Below are 17,142 nucleotides of genomic sequence, written 5' to 3'. Positions count from 1 at the left end.
CTCCTAGTATTGAATATCCGGACCGGTTACCTTGTCCAGATATACAAACATTCTCTTTTCCTTCGTACCCTTTAACTTACCAAATGGATAGCATGTATATAAAACAAGGCTTTCTTTATCTGCACTAAGGTCATATGCCTCATCATATTTATCTTCCTCTACAATTTTAATATCCTTAACTTTATATTCATAAACTCCATATTCCGTTGTAAATTCAAAAGTCTGCCCCTTCTTAACCTTTTCAAGTTTCTTAAAATATGTAGTATCATGGGCACCAATTAATATTGTTCCCCCTTCTCCCGGAAGAAAACTTCCATTATACTGACCTGCACCTTTTTTAAGAATATTTCCTCTGTCACCAAAATAAACCGGAGCTTTTAACTGTAACTTATCACAGGTTATTTCACCATACTGGTCTCCGTATTTTGGAGTTGGTATATCTGAAAGTTTAATTGTCTTTTTCTGCTTATCCTTCTTAACTGTAGTTTTAACAAACTGTCTGTTACTTTCAACATAGACAGGCTGAGTATTAATAAAATTGTTCTTAACACTTGATGCTATATCGTCAAAAAATGTCATTCCCACCATTACGGCTCCAATTACAATTAATCCCATAATGATAGGTACAAAACAGTAACGGAGAATCTGCTTTACAGCCTTGTATGAAAATGTCTGCATTCTGGCTCTTCTTGTACGTCTGTTAGCCACTTCCAATTCACTTTCATCCTCATCATCTTCATATGTATCGCTATTTCGTCTTATTTTTCTTCCCCATCTTCCAAGGTTTAATAAAAGACCTATGATACATAAACCAATAATAGCTGTAAATATTAATTCCGTAGGCATCACTGATTTTTCATTTCCTGTATTTTTTACAACATCCTGAAAATCCAGTACAATATATCCTGATGAATCCGTAAAATAAAATACATTTTCCCTGCTGTCATAGGACAATAATAAACCTATCGCTGAACCAGCCTTTTCAAAACGGATATAGCTATCCGCCATTTCTTTAGGTGTATCTCCATTTTTTCCGGACAAAGCTTCACCTAAATACTTAACAAAATCCTCTGCCTCTCCTTTTCCCAGTGAAATATCATCCTGGCAAAAATAATTTTTCAGCTGATTTATATATCTTTGCTGTACTTTGGCAGGAAATTTATCTTCTGATATTTTCTCTAAGACATAGCTTTCGTTTTTGTCTAATTGTCCTGCATTTACACTGTTGTTCATCAAACCTGTCATGAATAAACTGCAAATCATTATCATAACAGTAGTTACTATCTTTTTCACCTTGTTTCCTCCATAAATTAACCTATTCCCTATTGATACTGCTTTCGCAATGTTTTCAATTCTTCCACACTGAATTTATAAGTTGTATTACAGAAATCACATTTAACGTCTATTTCCTTGCCGTCATTTATGATTTCATCTAAATCTTTTTTACTTATGCCTGCTAATGCCTTTACAATTTTCTCCTTACTGCAGGTACACTTAAATCCGGTTTCGATTTTGTCAGTAAACTCAACACCCATATCTCCCATAACTTCTGTAAGAATATCCTCAGGTGTCATGCCCTTTTCCAGCATTTCCGTTACACTGGAAATACTGTTAATTCTTTTTTCCAGCTTGTCTATTACCTCTTCTTCCGCAAAAGGCATAAGTTGTACAATAAATCCACCTGCCTGCTTTACGGTATTGTCCTTTGACATAAGAACTCCCAGTCCCACTGCTGACGGAACCTGCTCCGATGCCGCAAAATAATAAGTTAAATCCTCTGCTACTTCACTGGTGCCAAGAGGGACCTGGCTGGAATAAGGCTCCTTAAGTCCCATATCCTTAATTACCGTAAGGGTTCCATAACCTATGGCAGCGCCTACATCTAATTTTCCTGCATAATTTGCCGGAATAATAACATTGGGATTTCCCACATATCCTTTTACATTTCCGTGAGAATCTGCTGTAACCGTAACACCGTTTATAGGGCCGTCACCTTTCATCATAATGGTGAGCATGTCCTTTTCACCCTTCATCATTACCCCCATCATGGCTCCTGCACTAAGCAATCTTCCTAATGCCGCCGTAGCCACAGGACTGGTATTATGATGTTCTCTGGCTGTTTCAACCATTTCCCTTGAAGTAATGGCAAATGCCCTTATTTGTCTGTTTGCCGCCGTTGCTCTTACTATATAATCCATTATAAATCTCCTTATTTCTTTAATACCACATATATTCTGTCATCATCTTCACTTGCATTTTCATGGCTAAATGCCCTATATAATGACACAATATTCATACCGGCTTCCTTTGCCGCCTCTTTAATTTCTTCTATTAAATATCCCCGCTGGTAATGTTCTTCAACGAATTTATCATATCTGCCGTCATCCCCTTTTATAAACAATGACAACTGATATTCATTTATATTGTCACTTTCATCAAAATAATTATCCCAGATAAAACTACATTCGTCCCTGTCTTCTGCAATTACATTATCCCCTATGCTCCTAAAGTACTTAACAGTCTTTAAATCAAAAATAAATACACCCTCCGGTGCAAGATACTTTTTAACTCCTTTAATAACTATAACCAAATCATCATACTCCGTTATATAATTGATGCTGTCGCATATGCTAACTGCTGCTGCCACCTGACATGGCAGTTCCAATTCCCGCATATCCATAGCTACATACAGAATATTATTTTTCACTTCATCAGTTAATTTTTCAAATGCAATTCCCAGCATTTCCGGGGAAATGTCCGTTCCAATAATATTATAACCTTCTTTAGCCAGACCCATTGTAACATTTCCTGTTCCACAGCCTAACTCAACCAACGTTCCTGTCTCTACCCCGTTATCCTTCAGCAGTTCACACAGGTAATGACACCACATGGGATAGTCTATATTATCCATAAATTTGTCATAAACCTCGGCAAATCCGGTGTACGCTTCCATAATTTTCTCCTTCTAAACATACCTAGTTTAATTTTACCAATAATCCCTCTTAAACGCAACCTTGATTAAATTACTTTACTCATTTATACTGTACTTATATTTTTCAAAAAAGGTGCATTATGGTAGACATTATATTTAACATAAAAAAAGTATGTAAGAGAAAACTTATATTTCCCCTTATAATAACCGTGATTATGCCGGCTATTCTTTTTTTGTGCCCTTTTTACAATATTTTTCATCCGGATGTTATTGATAACATTAGTGATGTTGACGCCGGTCATAAATATGTTAGCGTCCATGCTGACAGACTGTATTATACCGGTTACAATCTGAATAAATCCTTTGGCAGGGAATATGGTTATTATTACTCTATCGATGAAGATAAATGCATTTTTGCCATTGTTCCTGTAAGTGATACCCCGGCAAAAATTCTAAAGGATTATGATTTCAAGGCCAAAGTGATCAAAAGAAACCGTCCTTTTAAAAAGATGCTTTCAGCCTTTGCCAATGATTTAAACTGGAATATAAACGACCTGTCCGGTTTCTCGGAAGATTTCGTTGTAAGTTCCCCAGATTATTCTCCAAAGCTTTATATGGCTATTATGTGGATAACTCTCTTTATTTTATTTGTTTCCATTAAAAAAGTTATATCAGAAATAATGGGCATTTTCGTTCCCTATTTCTATCCCGTATGTACTTTTCTTGGAAAGAAAGAGCAAAAAGCTCTTATTGATAACGCCCAAAGTGAGCTTTTATCAGAGAATTATCTTCAAATAAATTCAATGTACATAACTGAAAATTATTTTATAGATATTGACAAAAGCTATGTTTCCATAATCCCCTTAAAGGATATAATCTGGTGCTACAGGGTAGGTGAATTACGGTTAAATCCAAACAGCACATCTCCGGATTACTCCCTTTGTTTTGCCATAAAAAGTGGATCCGTAATAACTGACAGGCATAAAACCAGCGATGAAGCCTTAGAGCTTTTAAATGCCATCCGTGCCACTGAATATGACATTATTATCGGTCACTCCGAATCCAAACAAAAGGAAGCCAAGGAACGTTTAAAAGTTTTACGCAATAATTAACCGACCTGCCAATTGTATGTAACTTTTGGTGGTCGGTTTAATTATGTTATTTGGTGCCTCTTCCATTTAATATTCTGTATATAAGTAACATTGCATATATAAATGCCGGTATTACAACCATGCACCATGCACTTGCTTTCCATGCATTTGAGAAATCTCCCACACCGAAATTTGTCAGCAACGCAAAAATCAAAGTTAATATTGCACATATAACAATTACTATAACTCCTATCATTGCAAGAGTACGTCTTACCTTATCCATATAATCCCTCATTTCTGTTATTTGTCTCTGCAAAACAATCCTTTATTAGAAAAAGATTTATCTTTTACACTGTATCCTATTATATATGAAAGATTAATCTATTGCAATTATTCAATATGGTCGGTATAATTAGAGTGTTTATAACTATATTTTGGAGGATAACAATGGATAAGAAGTATTTATTGGAAACATGGAGAGAAATTGCATATAATCAGCAACAGACTCAGGAACAGTATGATCAGTTCTGGGGTGCATATTTTGCTCAGGAAGTGGAAGTTTACAAAGATCTGCTTAAAAATCACGGCACAGTTGTTTCCGGTACAGTTGAAGAACTTGCCAAGAAATACAACATGGAAGTTCTTACTATGGTTGGTTTCCTTGACGGAATTAACGAAAGCCTCAAGACACCAAACAACTTAGAGGAGTTGACAGAAACCAGAGAAGTAAGTCTTGATTATGATGATGAGCTTCTTTACAAGAACATGGTTGAAGCTAAGGCAGACTGGCTTTACGGTCTTGAAGAATGGAACGACATTCTTGATGCAGACAAGCAGAAGAAATTATATAAAGAGCAGAAATTATCAGGCACAGTATTTAAAGATAAAAAAATCGGCAGAAATGACCCATGTCCATGTGGAAGTGGAAAAAAATATAAATATTGCTGTGGCAGAAATTAATTGACTAATATGCATAATAAAACCGGTGGCTGCGAGCCACCGGTTTTATTTTTTACTTACGATTTATAATTTCATGACGTCCCGGTCCGTTGCTGACCATAGTAATTGGCACGCCAAGTTCTTTCTCAATAAATTCAATGTATTTACGACAGTTTTCCGGTAATTTTTCGTATTCCGTAATTCCACGAATTTCCTCTTTCCATCCCGGAAGCTTTTCGTAAACAGGCTTTGCTTTCTTAAGTTTAGCTGTAACAGGGAAGTCTTTTGTAACCTCTCCGTCAATTTCATATCCTACACAAACAGGGATTTCATCTAAGTATCCTAATACATCAAGTACAGTAAGGGCTACCTCTGTAGCACCCTGCATTCTTACACCGTAACGTGATGCAACGCAGTCAAACCATCCCATTCTACGAGGACGTCCTGTTGTGGCACCAAACTCACCACCGTCACCGCCACGTCTTCTAAGTTCATCAGCTTCATCTCCAAAAATTTCACTTACAAACTCACCTGCTCCAACGGCGCTGGAATAAGCCTTAACTACAGTAATAATATCCTTAATTTCATAAGGTGGAATACCTGCACCAATAGCTCCATATGCAGCCAATGTTGATGAAGATGTTACCATTGGATAAATACCAAAATCAGGATCCTTCAATGTTCCAAGCTGTCCTTCAAGAAGGATTGTCTTGCCTTCCTTAATGGCATTGTTTAAGAATAATGACACATCACATGCATAAGGCTCAATTACATCTCTATAACTATGTAATGTCTCAAGTAATTCATCCGGATTAATAAGTGGCTTATGATACATATGCTCTAATAAAATGTTCTTCTGAGCAACTACTCTTGCCACCTTTTCCTTAAGTGTTTCCTCATCAAATAATTCTGATACCTGGAATCCAATCTTTGCATATTTATCTGAATAGAAAGGAGCAATACCTGACTTAGTTGAGCCAAATGCCTTTCCGCCTAATCTTTCTTCCTCATATGCATCAAAGTCTATGTGATATGGCATAAGAATCTGTGCTCTGTCTGAAACAAGAATATGTGGCTTTGGGACTCCCTTTGAAACTATATCATCTATTTCTCTTTGAAGATAAGGAATATTCAGTGCAACTCCGTTACCGATAACGCATGTAGTATGCTGATAAAATACTCCTGATGGAAGTAAATGTAATGCGAATTTACCATAATCATTTATAATGGTATGACCTGCATTACTTCCTCCCTGAAATCTTACAATGATGTCTGACTTTTCGCCAAGCATATCTGTAATCTTTCCTTTTCCTTCATCGCCCCAGTTAGCACCAACTATCGCTCTAACCATATTGGTCTCCTCCTAACATTTATATAATTATATATCAATAGTTCTGTTTGCAATGTTCCATATTTAATTAAGCCAAAGCAAACCATTGAACATTATACTATTTGTTGATGAAAAATGCTAGTGGTTTAAAGCATTTTTATGACTTTTAATCCCCCTGCAATTGAATTATCTTCCATTCTCTGATATAATTTAATCCTTAGGAGGCAGAATTAATATGCGTATTTCAAAAAATAAAAATTTCATATGCATTTTGTTATCCATATCCTTGATTCTTTCAGGGATGTTTTATAATGTTCTGACTCCACAATCAGTTTTAGATGATTTCGCACCGGATAAAACTACTACATATTATTCTGTAAAAGATGTTTTACCTGTTAGCGTTTCTACCAAAAGCGAAAATCAAAACACAACTGTTTCTTCTAATAAACTAAAAAGCTCCTCCACATATTTAGGAGGTTTTGGTGGAATTGTAGCTAATGCTGCATTCTTTCTTCATAACAGCTTTTGTTCAGACTTAATAGCTTTGGTATGCTGCAACGATAATTTAAACAGCCATACCGTAATTCTAAATTATATTCACCAACAGGACGGCAAAAAGTAATTTTATGTACCACCTTTTTAAAGGTTTTATTTTAGTACAATTAAATAAGGAGGTATATAAATCATGGGTACAATTATAGCCGTTGTGGTAATGGCACTTGTGTTTGCCGCTGCCGGAATCTGGGCATGGTATATGTCTAAAGATAATGATTAATATGAATATACATAATTTGTATAAATGAACTTAAGCCTATAAGGGATTTTGAATTTGCTTTTTGCATTTTCAAAGTATCTTATAGGCTTTATTTTATTTAGCTGTTGTTGTATAATATTTTTTTGAAATTAACTAAGGTGAGATTAAGATGAATAGTAAAAATACAACCAGATTAAATAACAAAAAAATCTTTATTAAGGGAATGCATGACGGTGTTCCCATTGCATTAGGATACCTTGCCGTATCCTTTTCTTTAGGTATTGCCGCAAAAAATGCAGGAATGACTCCATTTCAGGGCTTTCTCGCCAGTGCATTATGTAATGCATCAGCGGGAGAATATGCAGGCTTTGTAACAATTGCGGCTCTTGCCTCCTTTGCTGAAATTGCCATAATCACATTAATTGCCAATGCCAGATATATGCTTATGAGTTGTGCCATGAGCCAGCGAATCAGCCCTGACACTTCAATTATTCACAGAATATTAATGGGATTTTATTTAACGGACGAGCTTTTTGCCATTGCAATTGCAAGACCGGGATATCTTAATCCCTACTATACATATGGTGCAGTTTCCATCGCCGGTCCATGTTGGGCAGTTGGAACTGCTTTAGGTGCCATGGCAGGTAATCTTTTGCCCGGTAATATTACCAGTGCCTTAAGCGTATCTTTATATGGAATGTTTTTGGCAATTATTATTCCACCATCAAGAAAAAGCAAAATCATTGCAGGCATTGTTGCCGTAAGCTTTGTTGCAAGCTTCGCCGCTGCCTATATTCCACTGATTTCTTCCCTTTCTGATGGAACTAAAACTATTATTTTAACTATTGTTATTTCTGTTTTGGCAGCAGTTTTGTTTCCTGTTGGCACTAATAAGGAGGAGGCTTAATAATGAATACACGAATTTATATTTACATATTTATAATGGCAGCCGTAAGTTTTGCAATACGTGTGCTTCCCCTTACCCTTATTCAGAAGCAGATTAAAAACCGATTTTTGCAGTCATTTTTATATTATGTTCCATATGTTACATTATCGGTAATGACATTTCCTGCCATTATAAATGCCACTCACTATCCGGTTGCCGGAGTTTTAGCACTTATTGGTGGAATTATTGCTGCATGGTTTAATGCCGGACTTTTCAAAGTTTCCGTATTATGCTGCTTTATTGTTTTAGTATCAGAATATTTAATAATCTTTATAAAATAGTTTCTTTCATAATTGATAAATTTTTAACACTATGCTATACTTTACGTTGACTTTTTGTAATTATTTGAGAGATTAAGTATTTAAGAACATTTTAAATTTTAGGAGGAAAATAAATGTACAAAATTGTTAGAAGACAGCAATTAAATGATACAGTTGTACGCCTTGATGTTGAGGCGCCTTTTATTGCTGCTAAGGCAAAAGCCGGTCAGTTTATCATTTTCCGTATTGATGAACAGGGCGAGCGTGTTCCACTTACTATCGCTGATACTGACCCGGATAAGGGTACTGTTACTATTATTTTTCAGATTGTAGGACAGTCAACTATGCTTCTTTCACAAATGAAGGAAGGTGACTACATTTTAGATTTTGTTGGTCCTTTAGGTACCGCTACAGACTTCGGTGATGCAAAGAAGGTTTGCGTTATTGGTGGTGGCGTAGGTAATGCCATTGCTTATCCGTCTGCTAAAGCTTTATTTAAGGCTGGTGTTGACGTTGACGTTATTGCCGGATTCAGAAGTAAAGATATTGTTATTTTAGAAGATGAATATAAATCCATCTGTAACAGACTTTTCATTACAACAGATGATGGTTCATATGGTGAAAAGGGCTTTGTAACAAACAAGCTTCAGAGCCTTATTGACGAAGGAAACAATTATGACCTTGTTATTGCCATCGGACCTATTCCAATGATGAAGTTCGTTTCAAAGGTTACTGAACCTTATAATATTAAGACTCTTGTTTCTTTAAATCCAATTATGATTGACGGAACAGGAATGTGCGGTGGTTGCCGTGTTACTGTAGATGGCAAAATCAAGTTTGCCTGTGTTGACGGTCCTGATTTTGACGGACATAAGGTTGATTACGATGAGTTAATGAAACGTAACTCTACTTACAGAGATTTTGAAGCACATGACAGAGAAAACTGTCGTATGTATAAAGCTGCTGAGAATTTAGGAGGTGCAAAATAATGCCAAATATGAGTTTAACAAAAGTTCCAATGCCTTCTCAGGAGCCAAATGTCAGAAATAAGAATTTTGATGAGGTTGCTCTTGGCTACACAGCTGAAATGGCTATGGAAGAAGCAACAAGATGTATTAATTGTAAAAATAAGCCATGTATGAGTGGTTGCCCTGTTTGCGTCAGAATACCTGAGTTTATTGCAAAGGTTGCAGCAGGTGAATTTGATGAAGCATACAAGATTATTACCAGCACCAACGGTCTTCCTGCTGTTTGCGGACGTGTTTGTCCACAGGAAAACCAGTGTGAAGGAAAATGTATCAGAGGAATTAAAGGCGAACCTGTTTCTATTGGACGTCTTGAAAGATTCGTAGCTGATTATCATCTTGCTCATAGCAATGATGATGTGGAAAAACCTGAAAGTAACGGTATCAAGGTTGCTGTTATCGGTGCCGGCCCTGCAGGACTTACATGTGCCGGAGATTTGGCAAAGCTTGGTTATCAGGTTACAATATTTGAAGCTTTCCACAAAGCCGGTGGTGTTTTAGTTTATGGTATTCCTGAATTCAGACTTCCTAAGGCTATTGTTCAGAAGGAAGTTGATAATTTAACAAAGCTTGGTGTTGATATTGAAACTAACATGGTTATTGGTCGTGTACTTTCAGTTGACGAAATTATGGAAAGAGGTTACAAAGCCGTATTCATCGGTTCCGGTGCCGGACTTCCATCATTTATGGGTATTGAAGGTGAAGCATTAATTGGTGTTTATTCAGCTAACGAATATCTTACAAGAGCCAATCTTATGAAGGCTTACAAGCCTGAGTATGATACTCCTGTTATTAAGAGCAAAAATGTTGCTGTTGTTGGTGGTGGAAATGTTGCCATGGATGCAGCAAGAACTGCTTTAAGACTTGGTGCTGAAAACGTATATATTGTTTATCGTAGAGGTATGGAAGAACTTCCTGCCAGAAAAGAAGAAGTTGAACATGCAGAGGAAGAAGGTATCATCTTTAAGACATTACATAATCCTGTAAAACTTATTGGCGATGAAAATGGTCGTGTTTGCAAGATGGAATGTATTCAGATGGAACTGGGAGAAGCTGATGCTTCAGGACGTAGACGTCCAATTCCTGTTGAGGGAAGCAACTTTGAACTTGATGTTGATACAGTTATCATGTCAATTGGTACTTCTCCTAACCCGCTTTTAAGAACTACAACTGAAGGTCTTGAAGCAAACAAATGGGGATGTCTGGTAGTCAACGAAGATACTCTCGAAACAACAAGAGAAAATGTATATGCCGGTGGCGATGCCGTAACAGGTGCTGCTACAGTTATTCTTGCAATGGGTGCAGGAAAACAGGCAGCTGCAAGCATTCACGAAAAGTTAAGCAAATAATATTTATTATACTAAAAAAAGTAGCGTTAATGAGTTGTTCACTAACGCTACTTTTTTGCTTTTATTTACCTGTAATTTTTACTTTTTTAACTTTGCTCCACTTGCCGGATATCTTTGTTTTCTTAACATATGCTATGGCTCTGGCTCTTACATAAAGTGTTTTTCCTGACAGCTTACGGCTCTTAAAAGTGAATTTTACTTTTTTAACGGTCTTTGATACCAATACCTTTTTAAAGGACTTCTTCTTGGAAATCTGGACCTGATATTTGGTAGCCTTTTTAACTTTTTTTAATGTAATTCTCACCTTGCGTGATTTTTTGGACTTTGTTGCCTTAACTACCTTAGCCCTTGCCAATTTAACATTTTTAGCTATTGGCACCTGCGCTTTGGTTGTTGTTTCCGGCTTTTTAGTTGTCTCATCATTCTTTGTATCATTATTGATTTTTGGGTTTCCATAGTCCCTGTAAACTTCACCGGCTTCTGTCAGCTTTCCGGTTTTATACAGCCACAATCCTGTTGCTTCATTATTGAAACAAAATCCTGCATACCGCTCCACATATTCCCTTTCATCCAGCAAAGGCATTACAGCTTTCCAAAACTCCGCTGTTTTTTTGGCTGATTGTGCATTTGAACTGAAAATTCTCTTAGAAAACTCAGTAATCCAAATTGGTTTATGATATTTTTCCCATGCCTTATCCACTACATCTGTAACAAACCATGTTGCCATTTCTGCTCCACCGTCCCATCCGTCAGGATAGCAATGAATAGATATGAAATCCACATCTAAATTCTTGTCTGCATCAATTTTTTCCATAAAAGGAATAAACCAATCTTCTGAAGCTGTAGGCCATGTAGCTGTAACCGGTGAACTGACATTAATGTTATCATTCATCATTGCCGGCCACAAATTAAAAACCTCATCTACCGACATATTACACTGTTTAGACATGTCCGGTTCATTAAATGCCAACACATATTTGTATCCGCTTTCTACATATCCGTTCAATTTTCTTTTTATGGTTGCCTGATTTCTTTCTCTCCATAACATGGGAACAAACTCAACGTTCTGATACTGACTTCCTGAACTTGGATTATTTCCCCAGTTATAGTACCAGCTGCACTTCATATCTTTAAGATTAATTTTCGCTCCCATATCTGTTGCCAAACCTAAACCTTTTTTTGAAACAGCAAAACTAATTGTTGCTGTCTTATCACTGGTACCATCCACATATTCAACCTCCACATATGCAGAGTGCACGGCAACCTTTGTGGTATAACAATCAAGCTTGTTATCTGTTGTTTCTCCCACTTTTTTCTTGTCCATGTAGACTCTGTAAGTTTTCACATTCTTTGTTTCAATATTAGTCCACTTAATGTCAAAATGACCTGCTCCAATAAGTGAGTTGCTCTCAGGAGCGGTAATTCTAAAGTTATCTGTAGCACTTACCTCTTTACCTGAAAATGGAGCCACTCCAATCACCATTGCCATCATTACAAAAACAGCAATTACTCTTCTTATACCTTTCATGGTAATCCTCCTATTTTTTTAACCCGTTCAACTTCCTTATAATAGTTATAATAAAGAAACGTTTTTGTATCAATAAACATTTTGTCTAAATTTAATCTTTTCTTTTTGTTTAATATGATGACGTAGTTGGTATGCTATTCTATGAGAATTTCAGATGTTCATATATTCAGAAAATTGTGTGGCAATGCATTAATCCGTGGACATGGATAAATGGCTAATTTCATCTTTGTCCGTCAAAAATAATATAGCATTTATTTTTTTCAAAAAAACTATTGACATTTTTAATTTATTTGCTAAACTAGTAATAGTTACTATTATTGATTTAGGAGTTGTGTTATATGGAAAAGCGAAGTCTACAAAGAGATTTAATTAAACAGAACCTGGCATCACGATATGATCACCCTACTGCTGACATGGTATATAGCAGCATACGGGAGGATTTGCCCAATATCAGTCTTGGTACGGTTTATAGAAATTTACGTTTTCTTGTAGAACATGGTGAAGCACTTTCCCTTAAGTTAGGAGACGGTCGGGAACACTTTGACGGTCATGTAGAGCCCCACTATCACTTCATATGTACTAAGTGTGGTGCTGTTGAGGACATCTTTATGAAGGAGATTCCGATATGTGAAGAGGCTGCTAAACATTGTTCCGGCACAATAACCGGTCACCATACTTATTTTTATGGCTTCTGTAACAATTGTAAATCCGACAATTAATAGTATGTTTATAATTAATTTATTTTTAAATATTTAGGAGGAAATCAAAATGGCAAAATTTGTATGTTCAGTATGTGGTTATGTTCACGAAGGAGATTCAGCACCTGAAAAGTGTCCTGTATGTGGAGTAGGCGCTGATAAATTCACTAAGGTAGAAGAAGGCGAAAAAGAATGGGCTGCAGAACATGTAGTTGGCGTAGCTCAGGGAGTAAGTGAAGACATCTTAGCTGATTTAAGAGCAAACTTTGAAGGAGAATGCTCAGAAGTTGGTATGTACCTTGCAATGGCAAGAGTAGCTCACAGAGAAGGATATCCTGAAATTGGATTATACTGGGAAAAGGCCGCTTACGAAGAGGCAGAACATGCTGCGAAATTTGCAGAATTACTTGGTGAAGTTGTAACAGACTCAACAAAGAAAAACCTTGAAATGAGAGTTGAAGCAGAACACGGAGCAACAGCAGGAAAATTTGACCTTGCAAAACGTGCAAAAGCTGCAAACCTTGACGCAATCCATGACACAGTACATGAAATGGCAAGAGACGAGGCAAGACACGGTAAGGCATTTGAAGGTCTTTTGAAGAGATACTTTGATTAATTACGAGCCGAGCAAATATAAAATAAAAGTAGTTGGAAGAGGATGCTTGCATACTCAGACAACTACTTTTTATTTTATATTTATTGGGCGACAGCCCACAGCGAGATGAAACGAAGTGAAATCGAGCTGGCTCGGCTTGCACTCTAATTGTAATATTTGTTTACTGCCTGGACAGCTTCATCTTTTGACAAATTAAATTTTTCTTCTACCTTCTTTTCAATTATATCAGTTGTAGCACCTAACTCTTTTGCCACTTCTATAAGCGCTTTTATTCCTTCCTGTATGCCTTCCTGTATACCTTCCTGTTTGCCCTCAAGAATCATGTCTTCTATTGCCTTACACATATCAACTTCCTCCTTATTTTTCTCATACTGCTTCATGTCTATCTTTGCCTTTCCAAATGTTTCTATCATTCTAGCAGATTCAAGATCCATATGTAAATAGTATTCATGATTATTTTCCAATATTTCTTTCATTTTTGCCAAACTGTCTGATGCATTAATAAACTCCAGCACTTTCCCTAGTTCAGTTCTAAATTTTGAGAAATCCTTTATGTCTTTTGGTTCTATTAGGTTTATGTGATAATCATTTACATATCTTAAAATATCAAGGTCTGTTTCCTTAAACATTTCATACAAACTTTTAGGACCATCCCATGCTTCATTGCCCCAGTATAGTACCAGTGTTATAACTGGTGTGATTTTATCACTCTTTGTCACTCCTGACAGATATTCTGCTGAACTAAGCTTATCTTTACATTTTTTATGATTTTTTTCTATCCTGCTGACCTGCCCGGAATAATTTAGAGAATCATAAAGCATGTTTCTTACAGGCATTGCATAATGAATCTCTGACTGATTCTCTATTCCTAGCAGAAAATATGTATAGTGATTGTCACTTTTTACCACACACCTTTTTATAATGTCCCTGTACTTTTCAATAAAGGTATTTTTGTTTTTTTCACTATAGGGAAGGGCAATTTCACTTATGCTCTCTTCATGTAAGTTTTCTGGTTTTATAACCTGCTTTCCATTGTATAAATAGTAATTAAACACATCTGCAAACTTTTCATTGTCTGACATGTACTTTTTTGCTAACAAATCAATATCAAAAAAAAAGCCAAAAATAAGCAGTAGCCGGGAAATTAAATTGCTACTGCTTATTTTATCTCTTTTTAAGCTATCTATGTAAGAAATTAAATATGAAATTAATTATACCGTGAATATAACGTAGTAAATCCCAAATCACCAGATGATACCCCTACGGAATATGTACCCATAATGTAGTCGAAATCCAGTAAGCCAATTGCAACAGATGATGTGGCTAACTCCTCAATAGACTGAACATCATCGGTCATATCTGTTACACCAAAAGCAACTGCACTCTTCTGATGAATCAGCTTCTTATATACTATGCCCTCTCCATAATTATCATAAGAATCACTATACCAGATTTTGCTTGTAGCATCCTTTACATTAGTAACATCAAATGTCGTATAATCATACTCCGACAAGTAAGTATCATCAATTGAAACACTTATTCTTACTGTGTTCGTTGCAGGATAATATTTCACACAGGTAAAATATTCATACCTTTCATCATCATTGGAAACTGTCTGTCTGCTTAAATAATAATATTTACCGGACATATCCTCAGACACAGTACCATATTTTATGCAGGCATTCTTTATTTTATCCTTGACAGTTACAGTTGTAGCCTTTTTCTTCTTAACTGTAACCCTGCATTTATATTTCTTGCCACCAACTTTTGCAGTTATGGTAACTTTTCCTGCTTTCTTTCCCTTAACTTTTCCCCTTTTACTAACTGTTGCTATTTTTTTGTTTGATGAAATCCACTTAACCTTCTTCTTATTGTTTTTAACCTTTAGTGTCACTGTTTTTCCAACATAGATTGTTGCAGATTTCTTATTTAACTTAGCTTTTGATGCCGCACTTACACCGGTATTTGGAAGTACAATAAAAGACATCACAATTACTGATAAAATAACCAATAGTTTCTTAATTTTCTTTTCCATTTCATTTTCTCCTTTTTATTTTCTGATACCTACACCCTCAAGTTACATACATTAATTTTTTTTATTTTGAAATATTAATGTATATATTAAAATTATAATCAAACAATCTTTCTTAGTCAACTAAATAAACACATAATCAACCCATTGTTTACATATTATATAGTAAACTGTGTTTAGGAGGTTTTGAAATGGTTGATTTTGGAAACAGACTAAAAACATTAAGAATACAGAATAATATGACCCAATTCCAGCTTTCTCAGAAATTAGGATTAACCAAATCCGTAATAAGCGCCTACGAAAACGGACTAAGAATGCCATCCTATGATGTGTTAATTGCAATTTCAAATATTTTCAGAGTTACAACTGATTTTTTGCTTGGCATTGAGCATAAAAATAATATTGATTTATCCGGTTTATCCCTTGAAGAAGTGGACGCTTTATTAAACCTCATATCTGCCATGAAAAGAAAAAAATAACACTATCTTGTGGATAAAGATAGTGTTATTTATGTTGTCACATTTTATTTATTTTTTTCCCATAAGCCATCCTGCTCTACTCTTTCCCAGTCAACAGTTAAAATTTTAGGTTTTTTCCCATGATATTTTATTTCTTCAAGATTCAAATATTTGTTATTCATCAGGTCATTTAATGCCGCCTGAATACGCTCTTTTGATACCCCACTATGAGCAGAAACGCTCTCTATTGTCTTGCCATATGTAGCCATTTTACGTCTTTTCTTTACGATATATAATGAATTTAATATTGCATCATAATAATACTGCTGCTCCTGTTTAGACCTTGGCATTTCAACATATGAATTGGCTGATGACTTAAGCTTATTACTAAGGGAATGTTTTACTCCATATATAATGACTTTCTTTTTCAACTCACGCAAATACTTTATTGCCAAATTAAAATGTGCATCCCCTGTAAAAATAATAAAAACATCCGGTGAATTCTTCTTTGCAGCTTCACGATATATTGCATCTAAAATAATAAAATCCGTAAAATCTTTATCAACACCGTCTTTTGTGCTTGCCGTATGAACTACATTCTTCGTTATTTTTTCTAATCGTGGCAATTCCTTTTCTATTGAATTTCCATGAAAATCGCCAAAAAATACTATGTTCTTTACACTATACTCTTCAGTTAATTCTTCATACCACTCTTCTACATTAGGTTTCATGGAAAAAATATTATTGTACCCATAATACCAATGCTCATAATCAACAAATACAGCTGCCGAATGTTTTCCACTCTTATTAAACAGTCCGTTAAACACGTTCTTCCTCCTTTCCTTAAATTTCCTATATTATTATAACAGAATTATAATAAAAAGAAACAGATTTTAATATCCCATTGCAAATCCGTTTCTTTTTTACCTTACCTAATGAAAAATGTTGTTATTAAATAACACTTTCCACTAATCCATTATTTATTTTTTTTATCATAAAAGAATTTCATAACCAGTAAAATTGCCCATACCACAAATCCAACAACCGTAAGAATTGTTCCAATATGACTTCCACTTACATAATAATCTGCCATATTTCCTGCAACTATAAGAATAAGTCCTCCAAAAAACATCCAAAAAACTAATTTACTTGGTCTCTCCTGCATTGTATTCCTCCAAAATTTT

General features: G+C 35.5%; 20 protein-coding genes. 10 read left to right on the top strand and 10 right to left on the bottom strand.

From position 1 onward, the window contains the following. Positions 1–3: 3 nt before the first annotated feature. Genes DWW68_RS05210 through DWW68_RS05200 form a run of 3 tightly spaced genes read right to left on the bottom strand, consistent with a single transcriptional unit; the run spans position 4 to position 2,953 of the window. Entirely contained in the window at positions 4–1,293 is a 1,290-nt protein-coding gene (locus tag DWW68_RS05210; RefSeq protein ID WP_118589080.1) for a class D sortase, read from the bottom strand. Positions 1,294–1,322: 29 nt separating this feature from the next. After that, positions 1,323–2,201, bottom strand: coding sequence for an Hsp33 family molecular chaperone HslO (gene hslO / locus DWW68_RS05205; protein ID WP_118589081.1), 879 nt, complete (start codon positions 2,199–2,201; stop codon positions 1,323–1,325). 8 nt (positions 2,202–2,209) lie between these two features. Further along, the gene (locus DWW68_RS05200) at positions 2,210–2,953 is read right to left on the bottom strand and encodes a class I SAM-dependent methyltransferase (RefSeq protein ID WP_118589082.1); all 744 of its coding nucleotides are present in this window, start codon (positions 2,951–2,953) and stop codon (positions 2,210–2,212) included. Positions 2,954–3,072: 119 nt separating this feature from the next. On the opposite strand from DWW68_RS05200, the gene DWW68_RS05195 reads away from it, so the two are divergent. Further along, entirely contained in the window at positions 3,073–4,044 is a 972-nt protein-coding gene (locus DWW68_RS05195; protein WP_118589083.1) for a hypothetical protein, read from the top strand. 46 nt (positions 4,045–4,090) lie between these two features. On the opposite strand, the gene DWW68_RS05190 is transcribed toward DWW68_RS05195, so the two are convergent. Then, a complete protein-coding gene (locus DWW68_RS05190; RefSeq protein WP_021952450.1) occupies positions 4,091–4,306 on the bottom strand; it encodes a hypothetical protein in 216 nt (71 codons plus the stop codon). 164 nt (positions 4,307–4,470) lie between these two features. On the opposite strand from DWW68_RS05190, the gene DWW68_RS05185 reads away from it, so the two are divergent. Further along, positions 4,471–4,983 (top strand): SEC-C metal-binding domain-containing protein, encoded by a 513-nt coding sequence (locus tag DWW68_RS05185; protein WP_021952451.1) that lies wholly within the window; start codon positions 4,471–4,473, stop codon positions 4,981–4,983. A gap of 52 nt (positions 4,984–5,035) precedes the next feature. On the opposite strand, the gene DWW68_RS05180 is transcribed toward DWW68_RS05185, so the two are convergent. Next, positions 5,036–6,313 carry an adenylosuccinate synthase gene (locus tag DWW68_RS05180; protein ID WP_118589084.1) on the bottom strand — a complete coding sequence of 426 codons (1,278 nt, stop codon included), beginning with the start codon at positions 6,311–6,313 and terminating at the stop codon, positions 5,036–5,038. A gap of 214 nt (positions 6,314–6,527) precedes the next feature. Here DWW68_RS05180 and DWW68_RS05175 point away from each other — a divergent pair, with 214 nt between their 5' ends. From DWW68_RS05175 to gltA, 5 genes are all read left to right on the top strand, one after another. Beyond that, complete coding sequence (locus tag DWW68_RS05175; RefSeq protein WP_118589085.1) at positions 6,528–6,914, top strand: hypothetical protein; 387 nt, start codon at positions 6,528–6,530, stop codon at positions 6,912–6,914. 301 nt (positions 6,915–7,215) lie between these two features. Then, entirely contained in the window at positions 7,216–7,953 is a 738-nt protein-coding gene (locus DWW68_RS05170) for an AzlC family ABC transporter permease (protein WP_118589086.1), read from the top strand. A 2-nt stretch (positions 7,954–7,955) separates the two neighbouring features. After that, positions 7,956–8,273 carry an AzlD domain-containing protein gene (locus tag DWW68_RS05165; protein ID WP_021952456.1) on the top strand — a complete coding sequence of 106 codons (318 nt, stop codon included), beginning with the start codon at positions 7,956–7,958 and terminating at the stop codon, positions 8,271–8,273. Positions 8,274–8,386: 113 nt separating this feature from the next. Beyond that, complete coding sequence (locus tag DWW68_RS05160) at positions 8,387–9,241, top strand: sulfide/dihydroorotate dehydrogenase-like FAD/NAD-binding protein (RefSeq protein WP_021952457.1); 855 nt, start codon at positions 8,387–8,389, stop codon at positions 9,239–9,241. Continuing rightward, positions 9,241–10,626 (top strand): NADPH-dependent glutamate synthase, encoded by a 1,386-nt coding sequence (gene gltA, locus DWW68_RS05155; protein ID WP_021952458.1) that lies wholly within the window; start codon positions 9,241–9,243, stop codon positions 10,624–10,626. The genes DWW68_RS05160 and gltA overlap by 1 nt, the downstream gene beginning before the upstream one ends. Positions 10,627–10,687: 61 nt before the next feature. On the opposite strand, the gene DWW68_RS05150 is transcribed toward gltA, so the two are convergent. After that, positions 10,688–12,154 (bottom strand): glycosyl hydrolase, encoded by a 1,467-nt coding sequence (locus tag DWW68_RS05150; protein WP_021952459.1) that lies wholly within the window; start codon positions 12,152–12,154, stop codon positions 10,688–10,690. Between the two features lie 338 nt (positions 12,155–12,492). Here DWW68_RS05150 and DWW68_RS05145 point away from each other — a divergent pair, with 338 nt between their 5' ends. Continuing rightward, on the top strand, positions 12,493–12,873 hold the full coding sequence (locus DWW68_RS05145) for a transcriptional repressor (protein ID WP_118589087.1): 381 nt from the start codon (positions 12,493–12,495) through the stop codon (positions 12,871–12,873). A 49-nt stretch (positions 12,874–12,922) separates the two neighbouring features. Next, entirely contained in the window at positions 12,923–13,468 is a 546-nt protein-coding gene (locus DWW68_RS05140; RefSeq protein ID WP_118589088.1) for an NADH peroxidase, read from the top strand. Positions 13,469–13,611: 143 nt separating this feature from the next. On the opposite strand, the gene DWW68_RS05135 is transcribed toward DWW68_RS05140, so the two are convergent. Beyond that, positions 13,612–14,550, bottom strand: coding sequence for an Rpn family recombination-promoting nuclease/putative transposase (locus DWW68_RS05135; RefSeq protein ID WP_118589089.1), 939 nt, complete (start codon positions 14,548–14,550; stop codon positions 13,612–13,614). Between the two features lie 125 nt (positions 14,551–14,675). Next, the gene (locus DWW68_RS05130) at positions 14,676–15,503 is read right to left on the bottom strand and encodes an Ig-like domain-containing protein (protein WP_118589090.1); all 828 of its coding nucleotides are present in this window, start codon (positions 15,501–15,503) and stop codon (positions 14,676–14,678) included. A 188-nt stretch (positions 15,504–15,691) separates the two neighbouring features. On the opposite strand from DWW68_RS05130, the gene DWW68_RS05125 reads away from it, so the two are divergent. After that, positions 15,692–15,979, top strand: coding sequence for a helix-turn-helix transcriptional regulator (locus DWW68_RS05125; RefSeq protein WP_021952465.1), 288 nt, complete (start codon positions 15,692–15,694; stop codon positions 15,977–15,979). A gap of 44 nt (positions 15,980–16,023) precedes the next feature. Here DWW68_RS05125 and DWW68_RS05120 read toward each other — a convergent pair whose 3' ends face one another. Both DWW68_RS05120 and DWW68_RS05115 read right to left on the bottom strand, forming a co-directional pair. After that, on the bottom strand, positions 16,024–16,785 hold the full coding sequence (locus DWW68_RS05120) for an NYN domain-containing protein (RefSeq protein ID WP_243053033.1): 762 nt from the start codon (positions 16,783–16,785) through the stop codon (positions 16,024–16,026). Positions 16,786–16,934: 149 nt separating this feature from the next. Further along, complete coding sequence (locus DWW68_RS05115) at positions 16,935–17,123, bottom strand: hypothetical protein (protein WP_118589091.1); 189 nt, start codon at positions 17,121–17,123, stop codon at positions 16,935–16,937. Between the last annotated feature and the right edge of the window lie 19 nt (positions 17,124–17,142).

The sequence above is a fragment of the Eubacterium sp. AF16-48 genome (assembly GCF_003479405.1).
GTDB classification, from domain to species: Bacteria; Bacillota; Clostridia; order Lachnospirales; family Lachnospiraceae; genus Eubacterium_G; species Eubacterium_G segne.
Note: the sequence above shows the minus strand (reverse complement) of the source record. Positions and strands in the feature narration are given on the sequence as shown.

Excerpts from the sequence above, each read along its gene's own strand:
- DWW68_RS05145 (WP_118589087.1), top strand. The coding sequence starts at position 12,493 with ATGGAAAAGCGAAGTCTACAAAGAGATTTAATTAAACAGAACCTGGCA.
- DWW68_RS05130 (WP_118589090.1), bottom strand. The coding sequence starts at position 15,503 with ATGGAAAAGAAAATTAAGAAACTATTGGTTATTTTATCAGTAATTGTG.
- gltA (WP_021952458.1), top strand. The coding sequence starts at position 9,241 with ATGCCAAATATGAGTTTAACAAAAGTTCCAATGCCTTCTCAGGAGCCA.
- DWW68_RS05185 (WP_021952451.1), top strand. The coding sequence starts at position 4,471 with ATGGATAAGAAGTATTTATTGGAAACATGGAGAGAAATTGCATATAAT.
- DWW68_RS05175 (WP_118589085.1), top strand. The coding sequence starts at position 6,528 with ATGCGTATTTCAAAAAATAAAAATTTCATATGCATTTTGTTATCCATA.
- DWW68_RS05190 (WP_021952450.1), bottom strand. The coding sequence starts at position 4,306 with ATGGATAAGGTAAGACGTACTCTTGCAATGATAGGAGTTATAGTAATT.
- DWW68_RS05135 (WP_118589089.1), bottom strand. The coding sequence starts at position 14,550 with ATGTCAGACAATGAAAAGTTTGCAGATGTGTTTAATTACTATTTATAC.
- DWW68_RS05200 (WP_118589082.1), bottom strand. The coding sequence starts at position 2,953 with ATGGAAGCGTACACCGGATTTGCCGAGGTTTATGACAAATTTATGGAT.
- DWW68_RS05150 (WP_021952459.1), bottom strand. The coding sequence starts at position 12,154 with ATGAAAGGTATAAGAAGAGTAATTGCTGTTTTTGTAATGATGGCAATG.
- DWW68_RS05180 (WP_118589084.1), bottom strand. The coding sequence starts at position 6,313 with ATGGTTAGAGCGATAGTTGGTGCTAACTGGGGCGATGAAGGAAAAGGA.
- DWW68_RS05125 (WP_021952465.1), top strand. The coding sequence starts at position 15,692 with ATGGTTGATTTTGGAAACAGACTAAAAACATTAAGAATACAGAATAAT.
- DWW68_RS05165 (WP_021952456.1), top strand. The coding sequence starts at position 7,956 with ATGAATACACGAATTTATATTTACATATTTATAATGGCAGCCGTAAGT.
- DWW68_RS05160 (WP_021952457.1), top strand. The coding sequence starts at position 8,387 with ATGTACAAAATTGTTAGAAGACAGCAATTAAATGATACAGTTGTACGC.
- DWW68_RS05195 (WP_118589083.1), top strand. The coding sequence starts at position 3,073 with ATGGTAGACATTATATTTAACATAAAAAAAGTATGTAAGAGAAAACTT.
- DWW68_RS05140 (WP_118589088.1), top strand. The coding sequence starts at position 12,923 with ATGGCAAAATTTGTATGTTCAGTATGTGGTTATGTTCACGAAGGAGAT.
- DWW68_RS05115 (WP_118589091.1), bottom strand. The coding sequence starts at position 17,123 with ATGCAGGAGAGACCAAGTAAATTAGTTTTTTGGATGTTTTTTGGAGGA.
- DWW68_RS05170 (WP_118589086.1), top strand. The coding sequence starts at position 7,216 with ATGAATAGTAAAAATACAACCAGATTAAATAACAAAAAAATCTTTATT.